This is a genomic window from Stenotrophomonas sp. (genome assembly GCF_032099025.1).
Taxonomy (GTDB): Bacteria; Pseudomonadota; Gammaproteobacteria; order Xanthomonadales; family Xanthomonadaceae; genus Stenotrophomonas.
Map to the genome: position 1 here is coordinate 42906 of NZ_DAMCID010000006.1, position 13163 is coordinate 56068.

At 66.5% G+C, this 13163-nt stretch carries 9 protein-coding genes, 2 tRNA genes and 1 pseudogene; 10 read left to right on the forward strand and 2 right to left on the reverse strand.

Annotation, left to right across the window (positions count from 1 at the left end):
- The first annotated feature begins 436 nt into the window (after positions 1-436).
- From lexA to RT456_RS06120, 8 genes and pseudogenes are all read left to right on the forward strand, one after another.
- Positions 437-1087, forward strand: a complete 651-nt coding sequence (gene lexA / locus RT456_RS06085; RefSeq protein ID WP_313343894.1) for a transcriptional repressor LexA — start codon at positions 437-439, stop codon at positions 1085-1087.
- A 202-nt stretch (positions 1088-1289) separates the two neighbouring features.
- Positions 1290-2333: a recombinase RecA gene (gene recA, locus RT456_RS06090; RefSeq protein ID WP_313343897.1), complete on the forward strand. Its 1044-nt coding sequence runs from the start codon at positions 1290-1292 to the stop codon at positions 2331-2333.
- Between the two features lie 111 nt (positions 2334-2444).
- A complete protein-coding gene (gene recX, locus RT456_RS06095) occupies positions 2445-2936 on the forward strand; it encodes a recombination regulator RecX (RefSeq protein ID WP_313343900.1) in 492 nt (163 codons plus the stop codon).
- Positions 2937-3065: 129 nt separating this feature from the next.
- Positions 3066-5714 carry an alanine--tRNA ligase gene (gene alaS, locus RT456_RS06100; RefSeq protein ID WP_313343903.1) on the forward strand — a complete coding sequence of 883 codons (2649 nt, stop codon included), beginning with the start codon at positions 3066-3068 and terminating at the stop codon, positions 5712-5714.
- A 141-nt stretch (positions 5715-5855) separates the two neighbouring features.
- Positions 5856-6059, forward strand: a complete 204-nt coding sequence (gene csrA / locus RT456_RS06105; protein ID WP_019183311.1) for a carbon storage regulator CsrA — start codon at positions 5856-5858, stop codon at positions 6057-6059.
- 81 nt (positions 6060-6140) lie between these two features.
- Positions 6141-6233 (forward strand) — tRNA-Ser (locus RT456_RS06110).
- A 170-nt stretch (positions 6234-6403) separates the two neighbouring features.
- On the forward strand, positions 6404-7552 hold the full coding sequence (locus tag RT456_RS06115; RefSeq protein WP_313343906.1) for an aldo/keto reductase: 1149 nt from the start codon (positions 6404-6406) through the stop codon (positions 7550-7552).
- Between the two features lie 82 nt (positions 7553-7634).
- Positions 7635-9588, forward strand: a pseudogene (locus tag RT456_RS06120) (TonB-dependent siderophore receptor); the annotation flags it as partial.
- Between the two features lie 57 nt (positions 9589-9645).
- Here RT456_RS06120 and RT456_RS06125 read toward each other — a convergent pair.
- Positions 9646-10347: a pirin family protein gene (locus tag RT456_RS06125; protein ID WP_313343909.1), complete on the reverse strand. Its 702-nt coding sequence runs from the start codon at positions 10345-10347 to the stop codon at positions 9646-9648.
- Between the two features lie 138 nt (positions 10348-10485).
- Here RT456_RS06125 and RT456_RS06130 point away from each other — a divergent pair, with 138 nt between their 5' ends.
- Entirely contained in the window at positions 10486-11409 is a 924-nt protein-coding gene (locus tag RT456_RS06130) for a LysR family transcriptional regulator (RefSeq protein ID WP_313343912.1), read from the forward strand.
- Positions 11410-11720: 311 nt separating this feature from the next.
- Positions 11721-12869 carry an alpha/beta fold hydrolase gene (locus RT456_RS06135; RefSeq protein WP_313343915.1) on the forward strand — a complete coding sequence of 383 codons (1149 nt, stop codon included), beginning with the start codon at positions 11721-11723 and terminating at the stop codon, positions 12867-12869.
- A gap of 128 nt (positions 12870-12997) precedes the next feature.
- Here the strand turns inward: RT456_RS06135 and RT456_RS06140 are convergent.
- Positions 12998-13074: transfer RNA gene (locus tag RT456_RS06140), tRNA-Arg, on the reverse strand.
- Positions 13075-13163 lie beyond the last annotated feature (89 nt).

The following is a 13163-nucleotide window of genomic DNA, read 5'->3' on the forward strand; positions in this document are numbered from 1 at the left end:
GGCGTAGAGCCACGCCCTGCGTGGCTGCCCTCCGTTCCGGGCTCATGACGCCTGACAGGCGGCTTCGGCAGGTCTAAAGATCGGCGTAGAGCCACGCCCTGCGTGGCTGCCCTCCGTTCCGGGCTCATGACGCCTGACAGGCGGCTTCGGCGGGTCTAAACGTCGGTTGGTGGACAGTGGCCGATGCCGGTGCGGCTTCGGGTAGTTGTGCCGCGCTGCGCGCGGTTGCCACGCTACCAAGCGTGCCCCGTGCCAAGCGGCCGGAGGTGGGCGCGTGGCGACGCGTTCAACGCATCGGCGCCTGCAGGTCTCAAGGCGCGGCGTGGCACTACGACCTCTTACGGGCTTCGGTGGGATACGGATACGGAGGCGTTGTCTTCGCTTTTTTTGTCTGGGCACTTGTGGAGGTTGGGTGTTAGTAGTAATACTACTAACCATGGACCTTACCGACACCCAGCAGGCGATCCTGCAGTTGATCGCCGAGCGTATCGAGACCGATGGCGCGCCGCCGTCGCAGACGGAAATCGCCCGCGCCTTTGGCTTCAAGGGCGTCCGTGCCGCGCAGTACCACCTGGAAGCGCTGGAGCAGGCCGGGGCGATCCGTCGCATTCCGGGCCAAGCCCGCGGCATCCGGCTGGTGCAGGTGCCGCCGCTGCAGGATGGCCTGCCGGCCTCGCTGTCGGTGCCCGCGCTGCCCGACCACGTGCTGCGCCTGCCGGTGCTGGGCCGGGTCGCGGCCGGTCTGCCCATCGGTGCGGACATCGGCTCGGACGACTTCGTGGTCCTGGACCGGGTGTTCTTCTCGCCCGCGCCGGACTACCTGCTCAAGGTCCAGGGCGACTCGATGATCGACGAGGGCATCTTCGACGGCGACCTGATCGGCGTCCATCGCACCCGCGACGCCCGCTCCGGCCAGATCGTGGTGGCGCGTATCGATGACGAGATCACCGTCAAGCTGCTGAAGATGGGCAAGGACCGGATCCGCCTGCTGCCGCGCAACCCCGATTACAAGCCGATCGAAGTCCTCCCGGATCAGGACTTCGCCATTGAAGGTCTCTATTGCGGCCTGTTGCGGCCGAACCGCTGATCTTCCTGCTGCACTACATGCACGGTCTTTTGTGGCGATTCTCTGGTTCCGCTGAGGTTGGTACGGATGTCCGATAATTTTTTTCCGAGCGCCGGGCAGAATCTCAGCCTGTGCGATACGCCAGCCTTAAAGTGAACCCATGGCCAAGAAGACTTCCAAAGACAGCACCTCCACCGACACGACCTCTGCAAGGACCCATCCTATGGACGAGAACAAAAAGCGTGCCCTCACCGCCGCGCTGAGCCAGATCGAAAAGCAGTTCGGCAAGGGCGCCGTGATGCGCATGGGCGACCGTGTCGTCGAAGCGGTCGAGGTCATCCCCACCGGCTCGCTGATGCTGGACATCGCGCTCGGCATCGGTGGCCTGCCCAAGGGGCGTGTCGTTGAGATCTACGGTCCGGAATCCTCCGGCAAGACCACCCTGACCCTGCAGGCCATTGCCGAATGCCAGAAGAAGGGCGGCACCGCCGCCTTCATCGACGCCGAGCATGCCCTGGACCCGATCTACGCCGCCAAGCTGGGCGTGAACGTGGACGACCTGCTGCTGTCGCAGCCGGACACCGGTGAGCAGGCGCTGGAAATCGCCGACATGCTGGTGCGTTCCAGCTCCGTGGACATCGTGGTGGTCGACTCGGTCGCCGCGCTGACCCCCAAGGCTGAAATCGAAGGCGAGATGGGCGACCAGCTGCCGGGCCTGCAGGCCCGCCTGATGAGCCAGGCGCTGCGCAAGCTGACCGGCAACATCAAGCGCTCCAACACCCTGGTGGTCTTCATCAACCAGTTGCGCCACAAGATTGGCGTGATGATGCCGGGCCAGAGCCCGGAAGTGACCACCGGCGGCAATGCCCTGAAGTTCTACGCCTCGGTCCGCCTGGACATCCGCCGCATCGGTGCGATCAAGAAGGGCGACGAGATCATCGGCAACCAGACCAAGATCAAGGTCGTCAAGAACAAGCTGGCGCCCCCGTTCAAGCAGGTCATCACCGAGATCCTGTACGGCGAAGGCATCAGCCGCGAAGGCGAACTGATCGACATGGGCGTGGAAGCCAAGCTGGTCGAGAAGGCGGGCGCCTGGTACAGCTACGGCGAAGAGCGTATTGGCCAGGGCAAGGACAACGCCCGCGGTTACCTGCGCGACAACCCGCAGATCGCCCAGCGCCTGGAAGCCGAGCTGCGCGAGAAGTTCCAGCCGGCCGAAGCCGCCCGTGAGGGTGGTGAGGACGACGGCGAAGACGACGCCGAGTGAGTTTCCTGCGGGGCAGGGCAGCGCCGTCAGTGACGCTTGCCCTGTCCCGCGGTTTCAGTATTCCCCCGACGGGGGGAGCGCCACGGACGGCGCATTTCATCGAGAGCCGCCATGCAAGACGCCGACGCCCCGGCACCCGGCCGCAAGCGCCGTGTCCGTGAACAGACTCCCGTCCAGCGTGCGCTGGGCCTGCTGGTGCGCCGTGAGCACTCGCGCAAGGAGCTGACCCGCAAGCTGAAGGCCCGTGGCATCGAGACCGATGCGGCCGAGGCCGCGGTCAACAAACTTACCGAGGCCGGCTGGCAGGACGACACCCGCTTTGCCGAGAACCTGGTGCGGGTCCGCGCCAATACCGGTTACGGACCCCTGCATATCCGCGCCGAGCTGGGCACCCATGGGCTGGACAGCGAGCAGATCGCCGCCGCCATGGACACCTTCGAGGGCGACTGGACCGAGAACGCGCGGGACCTGATCTGCCGCCGTTTCGGCGAGGCCGGGCCCCAGGAGCTGCCCCAGCGCCGCAAAGCGGCCGATCTGCTGGCCCGGCGGGGGTTCGATGGCGACAGCATCCGCCGTGCCACCCGCTACGACCCGGATGACTGATGGACGCATGCCGCGTGTCCCTGCGGCCCGGGCCTGATACCCTTTGTGGTTTCGGCGGTCCTGCTGTCGACACCCGGCCATTGGGGCTGTGTGCGAGGGACCGGCCGGCCCGCATGAAGCCAGCCCCCAATGAACGCACCCGTCAAATTCACCACCTCCCAGATCCGCAGCGATTTCCTTGAGTTCTTCAAGGGCAAGGGCCACACCATCGTGCCGTCGGCACCGCTGGTGCCGGGCAATGACCCGACCCTGCTGTTCACCAATTCCGGCATGGTGCAGTTCAAGGACGTGTTCCTTGGCGCCGAGAAGCGCAGCTACGTGCGCGCGGCCGACGTCCAGCGCTGCCTGCGCGCCGGCGGCAAGCACAACGACCTGGACCAGGTCGGCTACACCGCGCGCCACCACACCTTCTTCGAAATGCTCGGCAACTGGTCGTTCGGCGATTACTTCAAGAAGGACGCCATCGCCTGGGCGTGGGAGCTGCTGACCCAGGTCTGGAAGCTGCCGGCCGAGCGCCTGCTGGTCACCGTCTACCAGACCGATGACGAAGCCTACGCGCTGTGGCGCGACATGGTGGGCATTCCGGAAGCGCGCATCGTGCGCATCGGCGACAACAAGGGCGCGCCGTTTGCCTCGGACAACTTCTGGCAGATGGCCGACACCGGCCCGTGCGGTCCGTGCACCGAGATCTTCTACGACCACGGCGACCACATCGCCGGTGGCCCGCCGGGCTCGCCGGATGAGGATGGCGACCGCTACATCGAAATCTGGAACCTGGTGTTCATGCAGTTCGACCGCCAGCCCGACGGCACCCTGGTGCCGCTGCCGGCGCCGTGCGTCGACACCGGCATGGGCCTCGAGCGCCTGGCCGCGATCCTGCAGCACGTGCACACCAACTATGAAATCGACCTGTTCCAGGCGCTGATCCGCAAGGCCAGCGAACTGACCGGCATGGCCGACCTGGAAAACAAGTCGCTGCGCGTGATCGCCGATCACATCCGCGCGTGCTCGTTCCTGGTCGTCGACGGCGTGCTGCCGTCCAACGAAGGTCGCGGCTACGTGCTGCGCCGGATCATCCGCCGTGCATTGCGCCACGGCTGGATGCTGGGCGTGCGCCAGCCGTTCTTCAGCAAGCTGGTGCCGACCCTGGTCGAGCAGATGGGCGAGGCCTATCCGGACCTGCCGGCGCAGGCCGACATCGTCGTGCGCGCGCTGCAGGCCGAAGAGGAACGTTTCGCCCAGACCCTCGATTCGGGCATGAAGATCTTCGATGACGTTGCCGCCCAGGTGACCAACGGGATCATCCCCGGCGTGGACGCATTCCGCCTGTACGACACCTATGGCTTCCCGCTCGACCTGACCCAGGACATCGCGCGAGAGCGCGACCTGGTCGTGGACATCGAAGGCTTCGATGCGGCGATGAAGGAGCAGCGTGACAGTGGCCGCAAGGCAGGCAAGGGTGGCGCCGGCGTGGTGCTGTCCGCCGAACTGGTCGCCACCCTCACGCCGACCGTGTTCCTGGGCTACGACCGCCTGCAGGCCGACGGCCTGACCGTGCTGGCCCTGCTCAAGGACGGCCGCCCCGTGGAAAGCGCGCAGGCCGGTGACGACGTCATCGTGCTGACTGACCAGACCCCGTTTTACGCGGAATCCGGTGGCCAGGTCGGCGATACCGGCACGCTCGCTGGCAACGGCGTGCAGCTGCAGGTCAGCGACACCCACAAGTTCGCGGGCCAGTACCACGGCCACGTCGCCCGGATCGCCAGCGGCAGCGTCAAGGTAGGTGACGTGCTAAGCGGTCGGATCGACGGTGATCGCCGTGGCGCCACCATCCTCAACCACTCGGCCACCCACCTGCTGCATGCCGCGCTGCGTGAAGTGCTGGGCACGCATGTGCATCAGAAGGGCTCGCTGGTCGCGCCGGACCGCCTGCGCTTCGACTTCTCGCACTTCGAACCGATCAGCGCGCACGATCTGGCGGTGATCGAGCGCAAGGTCAACGAGCAGGTGCGCGTCAACAACGCGGTCGAAGTGCACAACATGGCCATGCAGGAAGCGCTGGACTTCGGCGCGATGGCGCTGTTCGGCGAGAAGTACGGCGAGAACGTGCGCGTGCTGAAGATGGGGGACTACTCCACCGAACTCTGCGGCGGCACCCACGTGTCGCGCACCGGCGACATCGGCCTGTTCAAGATCACCTCCGAAGGCGGTGTGTCCTCCGGCGTGCGCCGTATCGAAGCGGTGACCGGGCAGGGCGCATTGGATCACGTGGCCCACGAAGAGGCGCAGCTCACCGAGGCAGCGGCGCTGCTGGGCGGCAGTGCCGGCGACGTGGTCGAGAAGATCCGCCAGCTCGGTGAGCGCCAGAAGAAGCTGGAACGTGAGCTGGAGGCGCTCAAGGCCAAACAGGCCGCCGGTGCCACCTCCGACCTGGGCGCCAGCGCAGTAGAGGTCAAGGGCGTCAAGGTCCTGGCCGCGCGGTTGGAAGGCTTCGACGCCAAGGCCCTCCGTGACGCAATCGACCGCCTCAAGCAGCAGCTGGGCGACGCGGTGATCGTGTTGGCCGGCACCCAGGACGGCAAGGCTGCCCTGGTCGCAGGCGTGAACGGCAGCGCAATGGGCAAGGTAAAGGCCGGGGAACTGTTGTCCCACATCGCCAGTCAGACCGGGGGCAAGGGCGGCGGCCGCCCGGATCTCGCCCAGGGTGGTGGTGAGGACGGGCCCGCCCTTGCTTCTGCACTGGCCGCCGTCGTGGACTGGGTTACCCCCCGTATCTGAACGCCTGAATCCTCCTGCTCCTTGATGGGGCAGGAGAGCTGACGGTACTATGGCGAATCTTTCCCCTTTGTCGTGTGGCGTTCCTTGGCTGGGCGCCGAGCCGGTGGGGAAAATCCACCGGTTCCCTGGAGACTTGAAAAAATGTTGATCCTGACTCGCCGTGTTGGCGAAACCCTGATGATCGGTGACTCGGTCAGCGTGACCGTGCTCGGCGTCAAGGGCAACCAGGTGCGTATTGGTATCACCGCTCCGAAGGACGTGGCCGTGCACCGCGAAGAGATTTACCAGCGGATCCAGCGAGGCGATGAGCCGAATGCATCCGGAAGTGAAAATTCTTCCGATTAAGGCTTTACCTCGGGGTGTGAAAAAAGTTATTCTTCGCGCCCCCGCTGAGAAGAAACACCGCAGCGACGGAACGAAAATATTGGAGCGGTGCCCGAGTGGCTGAAGGGGCTCCCCTGCTAAGGGAGTATAGGGCTTAAAACTCTATCGAGGGTTCGAATCCCTCCCGCTCCGCCAGTAATAGAAAAGGCCTTCGTACGAATGTACGAAGGCCTTTTTCTTTGCGTGATGCATGGGTCAACGATGCAGGAAGGGAAGGCGCTGTTGCCGCCACGTTGACGCCACCGCCGCGCTTCGTGCACCGACCACCTGCGAGGGTAGATGCTTCCCCCGCAGCAGGAGCCGTCGTGAACGCACGCCGACACTTCCTTTCCGCCGCCGCCGCCGGCACCGCCGCACTCGCCAGCGCGCCGCTGATGGCGCAGTCCGCAGGTCCCGGCAGCGTGTTGCCCACCCGCGGCCGCGCCGCAGCGCAGGCATTGCCCACCAACGCGGCCAGCAAAGGCGGCCGCTTCCGGCCGCACACGCGCCTGGGCCTGGGGGGCGTGGCCGTCGGCAACGGCTTCGCGCCCGCCACCGACGCACAGAGCGAGCAGACCCTCGCTGCGGCCTACGCGGCGGGCGTGCGCTACTTCGATACGTCGCCCTGGTACGGGCTGGGCCTGAGCGAGCGACGCTACGGTCACCACCTGCACACGCATCCCGCGCGCGAGTACACGCTGTCGACCAAGGTCGGCCGCCTGCTCACCGCCACGGCGGGGCAACTGCAGGACACGATGTGGAAAGCGCCGTCGCCGTTCCACTATCGCTATGACTATTCGGCCGACGGCGTGCGCCGTTCGATCGAAGACAGTCTCAACCGGCTGGGCGTTGCGCAGCTGGACGTGGTGTTCATCCACGATCTGTCGCCGGACAACGAGAAGGACCTGGGCATGCCCTGGGAGCAGCGCTTCGCCGAAGCGGCCACGGGTGCGATGCCCGCGCTGACGAAGATGCGCGAGGAGGGCCTGATCAAGGCGTGGGGCTTCGGCGTCAATCGTCCGGAGCCTGCGTTGCGTGCGATCCAGGAGGCCGATCCGGACATCTTCTTGCTCGCCTGCCAGTACTCGCTGCTCGACCATGAAGAAGCGCTGCATGACACCTTCCCGGCGATTGCGAGGCACGGTGCCTCGGTCGTGGTCGGCGCGCCGCTGCTGGCCGGCTACCTGGCCGGGCGCGACCGCTATCTTTACGACGGCAAGGTGCCCGAGTGGGCACCGAAGAAGCGTGCGGCGGTACAGGCGATCTGCGATCGCCACGGCGTCGACCTGCGCACCGCCGCACTCCAGTTCGCCGATGCCCCCGAGGTGGTGTCTGCGGTGATTCCGGGTGCACGCACCCCGGAACAGGTGCAGGCGAACGTGGCCTCGATGTCGGTGGCCGTGCCCGCCGCACTCTGGGCTGACCTCCGGCAGGACGGCCTGATCGCCGCGGACGCCCCGGTGCCCGGCGGCTGAGTCCGCCCGCGGGGGCGGGCCGGCAGGGTCGGCATCCCGCGGACGAGGGCGACGCACGCGCACGGCCCTGCGGTTGCGACCCACCGCCACCCGGCTGGTGCTCACGCCGCGGCAGACGCCGCAATCGATCAGCGTGATCACCCGCCAGCAGATGGATGACTTTGCCCTCAACGGCATCGACGACGTCATGAAGGTCACCCCCGGGGTGAGCATCGTTACCTACGACAGCGAGCGTACGGAGTACTACGCGCGCGGCTTCGCGGTGCAGAACTTCCAGTACGACGGCATTCCGATGGCGCGTGATTCGTCGTACTCGGCGGGCAATACGCTCAGCGACACGGCCATCTACGACCGTGTGGAGGTGCTCAAGGGCGCCACCGGCCTGCTGACCGGCATGGGCGATCCGGGTGCGACCATCAACCTGGTGCGCAAGAAGCCCACGCGCGAACTGGCCGGCAGTGCCACGCTGGGCGCCGGCGCCTGGGACAGCTATCGCGCGGACGCCGATGTGGGTGGACCGTTGACCGAAAGCGGGCGCGTCCGCGGCCGGGCCGTGGCGGCCTATCAGGACAAGCATTCCAACGTCGACCATTACCAGCGCAGCAACCAGGTGTTCTACGGCATCCTGGAGGCAGACATCGGCGACAGCACCCTGCTCACCGTCGGCGCCGACTACCACGACAGCGATCCGCAGGGCTCCAGCTGGGGTGGCATCCCGCTGCTGGACAGCACCGGCAACTTCAACCGCATGCCGCGCTCCTTCAACAACGGTGCGCGCTGGAGTCGCTGGGGCCAGTACAGTCGCACCGGTTTCGCCACCCTGGAGCACACCTTCGGCAACGACTGGGTGGCCAAGCTGCAGCTCAACCACCAGGTCAACGGGTATGACGCGTCGCTCGGCGCGGCCGCAGGCGGCAACCCGGATCCGGTGACCGGCGAAGGCGTGAGCATGTGGCTGGGGCAATACATCGGCAAGACCACCAGCAATGCCGCCGATCTTTACGTCAGTGGTGCGTTCGAATGGTTCGGCCGCGAGCACGAACTGGTGGTGGGTGGCAGCGTGTCGCGCAAGCGCTGGATCAACAATGGCTATTCGCCGCAGCCGGGTTATGTGAGCGACGTGGCCGACTACTACGCATGGACCGGCGATGTTCCCGAGCCGGACTGGCAGTGGGGCTTCGGCGACAACCAGGTCACCCGCGAGAGCGGTGCGTATGTCGTGGGTCGCTTCAACCTGGCCGACCCGCTCAAGCTGATCCTCGGCAGCCGTATCGCCAATTACCGGTCGCCCGATACCGATGAGAGCGGCGTGGTCGTGCCGTATGCCGGCCTGGTCTACGACCTCGGTCGCACGGTCTCCATCTACGCCAGCTACAGCACCATCTTCAAGCCGCAGGGCTACCAGAACGAGCAGGGCCGCGTGCTGGATCCGCTGGAAGGCCGCAGCTACGAAGCCGGCCTGAAGGCGTCGTTCTTTGACGACCGCCTCAACGCCAGTGCCGCGGTGTTCCAGCTCGAGCAGGATAACTACGCCGAGCCCAGTGGTGGGCTGACGCCGAGCGGCGGCATCGCGTATCGCGGTCTGATGGGCGTGCGCACCAAGGGTTACGAACTGGAGATGTCCGGCCAGCTGGCACCCGGTTGGCAGGTGCAGGGTGGCTATGCGCACAAAGTGGCCCGGCAGCAGTCCACCAAGGTGTCCACGCTGGAGCCGGAGGATCAGTTCAGCGTGCACAGCAGCTATCGCCTGACCGGCCCGTTGCAGGGCTGGAGCGTGGGGGGGCGGTGCGCGCTGGCAGGGCAGCACGTTCGGCACGATCACCCACCCGGCCAACGGCGAGAGCCTGGTCCATCGCACCGAGCCGTATTGGTTGCTGGACGCGATGGCGCGCTATGAATTCAACGACCGCCTCGCCGCGACAGTGAACGTCAACAACCTGCTCGACAAGCACTACTACACGATCTTCAGCTGGTACAGCACCTACACCTGGGGCGAACCGCGCAATGTGCGGCTGTCACTGACGTACAGGTTCTGAGCCGCCTGCGCCCCGGTCACGCCGCCTGGCGGGATGACCGGGGTGCTGCCTCGCGGTTTACAGCGGCAGGTCGAACACCAGCACTTCGGCGTCGTTGGCGTTCTCCAGCGTCAGCTGGGACTCGTCGCTGATCTGCAGGGCATCGCCGGTGTCCAGGGTGATGCCGTTGACCTGCAGCTGGCCACGGGCCACCTGGACATAGGCGCCGCGCTGCGGAGCGAGGGCCAGGTGCACGCGGTCGTCGCCGTCGAGGATGGTCGCGTAGATGTTGGCATCCTGGTGGATCAGCAGCGAGCCGTCGCGGCCGTCCTTCGAGGCGACCAGGCGCAGCTGGCCGCGCTTGGTTTCAGGGGCGAAGTGCGATTCCTGGTAGCTAGGGGTGATGTTCTCGGTATCCGGGAACAGCCAGATCTGCAGGAAGTGCACGGTTTCATCGGCCGAGTGGTTGAACTCGCTGTGGCTGACCCCGCTGCCGGCACTCATGCGCTGCACGTCGCCGTAGCGCAGCACCGAACCGGTGCCCATCGAGTCCTTGTGTTCCAGCGCGCCGCCCAGCACGTAGGAGATGATCTCCATGTTGCTGTGGCTGTGGGTGCCAAAGCCCTGGCCGCCGGTCACCTTGTCTTCGTTGATCACGCGCAGCGGGCCGAAGCTGGTGTAGCGCGGGTCGTAATAGCCGGCGAAGGAGAAGGTGTGCTGGGAGTTCAGCCAGCCATGGTTGGCCTGGCCACGGGTAGCGCTCTTGCGGATCTGCAGCATGGTGTTCTCCTGGTGTTCGATCGTTTCGATGGCGGTCCGGGGCGGTGTTTGCTGCCCCTTTCCTGTTGGCGCCAGTATCCGCTTGCACCTCCGGGTTGAAAAACGGATAGTTTTGCAAGCCATCATCGAAAAATTCGAATGCTCAAGCTCAGCCTCGATGCCCTGCAGATACTGGACTCCATCGACCGCCGCGGCTCGTTTGCCTCGGCCGGCAAGGAGCTGCACAAGGTGCCCTCGACGATCTCCTACACCGTCTCCAAGCTGGAGCAGGACCTGGGCGTGCAGCTGTTCGACCGGATCGGGCCGCGCGCCCACCTCACCGAGGCCGGGGTGGCGTTGCTGGAGGAGGGGCGGCACCTGCTGCGCGCAGCGCGGGAACTGGAGATGCGGGTGCGGCGGGTGGCGTCGGGGTGGGAGGCCGAGCTGACCGTGGCGGTTGATTCGATGTTCCAGCCGGCGCTGCTGGCCGAGGAGGTCCGCGCCTTCAGTGCGGTGGCCGAACAGACCCGCGTGCGGTTGATCAGCGAGGCGTTGTCCGGCACGTGGGAGGCCTTGCTGGACCGGCGTGCGGACCTGCTGGTCGGCGCGGCAGGCGAGGGGCCGAGCGGCGGGGGCTATGTGGTGGAGCCCTTGGGCGTGGTGCGCTTCGTGTTTGCCGTGGCGCCCGACCACCCGCTGGCGTCCGTGCCCGGCGCGCTGACCCGTGAGCAGCTGGGCAGCCATTGCGCGATCGCCGTGGCCGATTCGGCGCGACGGCTGCTGCCGCGCACGGTCGGGCTGCTGATGGGGCAGGAGACGGTGACGGTGCCCGATACGGTGAGCAAGTTCCGGCTGCAGTGCGCCGGACTGGGGTTCGGGTTCCTGCCCGAACCCTACGTACAGGCCGCCGTCGCCCAGGGGCGCCTGGTGCTGAAACAGGTGGAGGAGCCCAAGCCCGACGAGACGTTCTGGCTGGCCTGGCGGACCGGCGAGGAGGGCGCGGCATTGCGCTGGTGGCGGGCGCGGATGCAGCGGGAGGGGGTGATGGAGGGGTGGTGGCGGGAGATGGAGGGGTGGTTGTAGAGCCGCACCCTGCGTGGCTGCGCTTCGTTCCGGGGTCATGAACACCTGACGCGTGGCTTCGGATCGTCTAAACGTCGGACGGATTGATGCGTGCGGGGGCTCCGGTCTTCGGATGCTTGTGCCGCGCTGCGCGCGGTCTCCACGCAGGGCGTGGATCTACGCCCATTGCTGGGGGCTTCGGTACGCCCGCCGTAGCCCTACCTTGGAATCCTGAACGGTGGCTGGTGTGTCATGGATCGGTCATGTGGATGCGGTAGAGGGAGCTTCGGGCGGGCGCTAATCTGCGCGGCTTCATTGATCTCTTGTGCGCCATGAAACGCCTCCTGCTGCTGTTGCTGGCGGGCGCCGGCCTTTGGCTGGCGGCCTGTTCCTCACTCTCATCCTCCGCCGCCTCCACCTCGCTCAGCGATCGGCTGGTCGCGCCCGGTGGCGTGTCCACGCTGCTCGATACCGCGCGCATCGCCGAGGCGGTGGATGCGGTGCCCAACCGGCACGGTTTCGTGACCGGACGCGCTGGCGTGCCCCTGTTCTGGCGCGCGTTTGATCCGGGCCGGTATGGTGTTCGCTACCACTACCTGGCGCAGCAGCACGACAACGGCGCGCCGTTGAATACCGGTCTGCAGCTGGCGTTGCCGCATCCCTTCCAGCCGCAGGCACCGCGTGGCACCGTGGTGCTGCTGCACGGCTGGATGATGAATGGTGATGCGATGCTGCCGTGGTCGCTGCAGCTCGCCGAATCCGGCTATCGCGTGGTCACCATCGACCTGCGCAACCATGGCCACTCCGGCGCCGGGCCGTCCGGCTACGGGACCTTCGAATCCGACGACGTGATCGATGTGATCGACGCATTGCAGCGCCGCGGCGAAGTGGTGGGGCCGCTGTATCTGTTTGGCGTGTCCTACGGTGCGGCCACCGCGCTGTTCACCGCCGACAAGCTCGGCGACCGGGTCACCGGGGTGGTGGCGATGGAATCGTTCGCCAATGCCGGTGATGCGATCCGCAGCATGATTCCGCACCTGATGTCGCTGCAGCCCACCGCGTGGAAGGCGCAGGCCATGGCCGCCTACGGGCGCTGGCGCTACGGCGGGCAGGACATCGACAAGGTGATCGCGGCGGCAAGCCAGCGTTTGGACCTGGATCTGGACCGCGTGGATGTGACCCGCGCGGTGGCCGACACCCGCGCCTGCGTGCTGCTGCTGCACGGGCAGAACGACGCACATGTGCGGGTGGAGCAGGGGCGTGCCTTGGCGGCGGCCAGCCCGCGCGTGCACTACATCGAGATGCGCGGCGAAGACCACATCACCCTGCCGCTGCGGCTGGACCTGCTGGGCGGCGTGGTGGATGACTGGCTGGCGCACGACGATCACGCGGGTGGCCGCTGCCCCGCGCCAGAAGTGCCGCAGGAAGCGGATCGCAGGGCGATGGCCGCGGTGCAGGCGCGGCTCCCCGCAAGGGCGTAGAGACACGCCCTGCGTGGCTTCGCGGTGCCTGATCGTGACGCAGCCACCCAGGGCGTGGCCCTACACCTTCGGGGAGAATCAGAAACAAAAAAGGCAGCCCATGGCTGCCTTTCTTCTCATCGATGCAATGGTGCGCCCGGAGAGATTCGAACTCCCGACCGCCTGGTTCGTAGCCAGGTACTCTATCCAACTGAGCTACGGGCGCGCTTGCATTGTCTGGTGTTGCGTTGTCGCGATGTAATGGTGCGCCCGGAGAGATTCGAACTCCCGACCGCCTGGTTCGTAGCCAGGTAC

Coding starts and splice junctions, on each gene's coding strand:
- lexA (WP_313343894.1), top strand. CDS start 437: ATGGACCTTACCGACACCCAGCAGGCGATCCTGCAGTTGATCGCCGAG.
- recA (WP_313343897.1), top strand. CDS start 1,290: ATGGACGAGAACAAAAAGCGTGCCCTCACCGCCGCGCTGAGCCAGATC.
- recX (WP_313343900.1), top strand. CDS start 2,445: ATGCAAGACGCCGACGCCCCGGCACCCGGCCGCAAGCGCCGTGTCCGT.
- alaS (WP_313343903.1), top strand. CDS start 3,066: ATGAACGCACCCGTCAAATTCACCACCTCCCAGATCCGCAGCGATTTC.
- csrA (WP_019183311.1), top strand. CDS start 5,856: ATGTTGATCCTGACTCGCCGTGTTGGCGAAACCCTGATGATCGGTGAC.
- RT456_RS06125 (WP_313343909.1), bottom strand. CDS start 10,347: ATGCTGCAGATCCGCAAGAGCGCTACCCGTGGCCAGGCCAACCATGGC.
- RT456_RS06130 (WP_313343912.1), top strand. CDS start 10,486: ATGCTCAAGCTCAGCCTCGATGCCCTGCAGATACTGGACTCCATCGAC.
- RT456_RS06135 (WP_313343915.1), top strand. CDS start 11,721: ATGAAACGCCTCCTGCTGCTGTTGCTGGCGGGCGCCGGCCTTTGGCTG.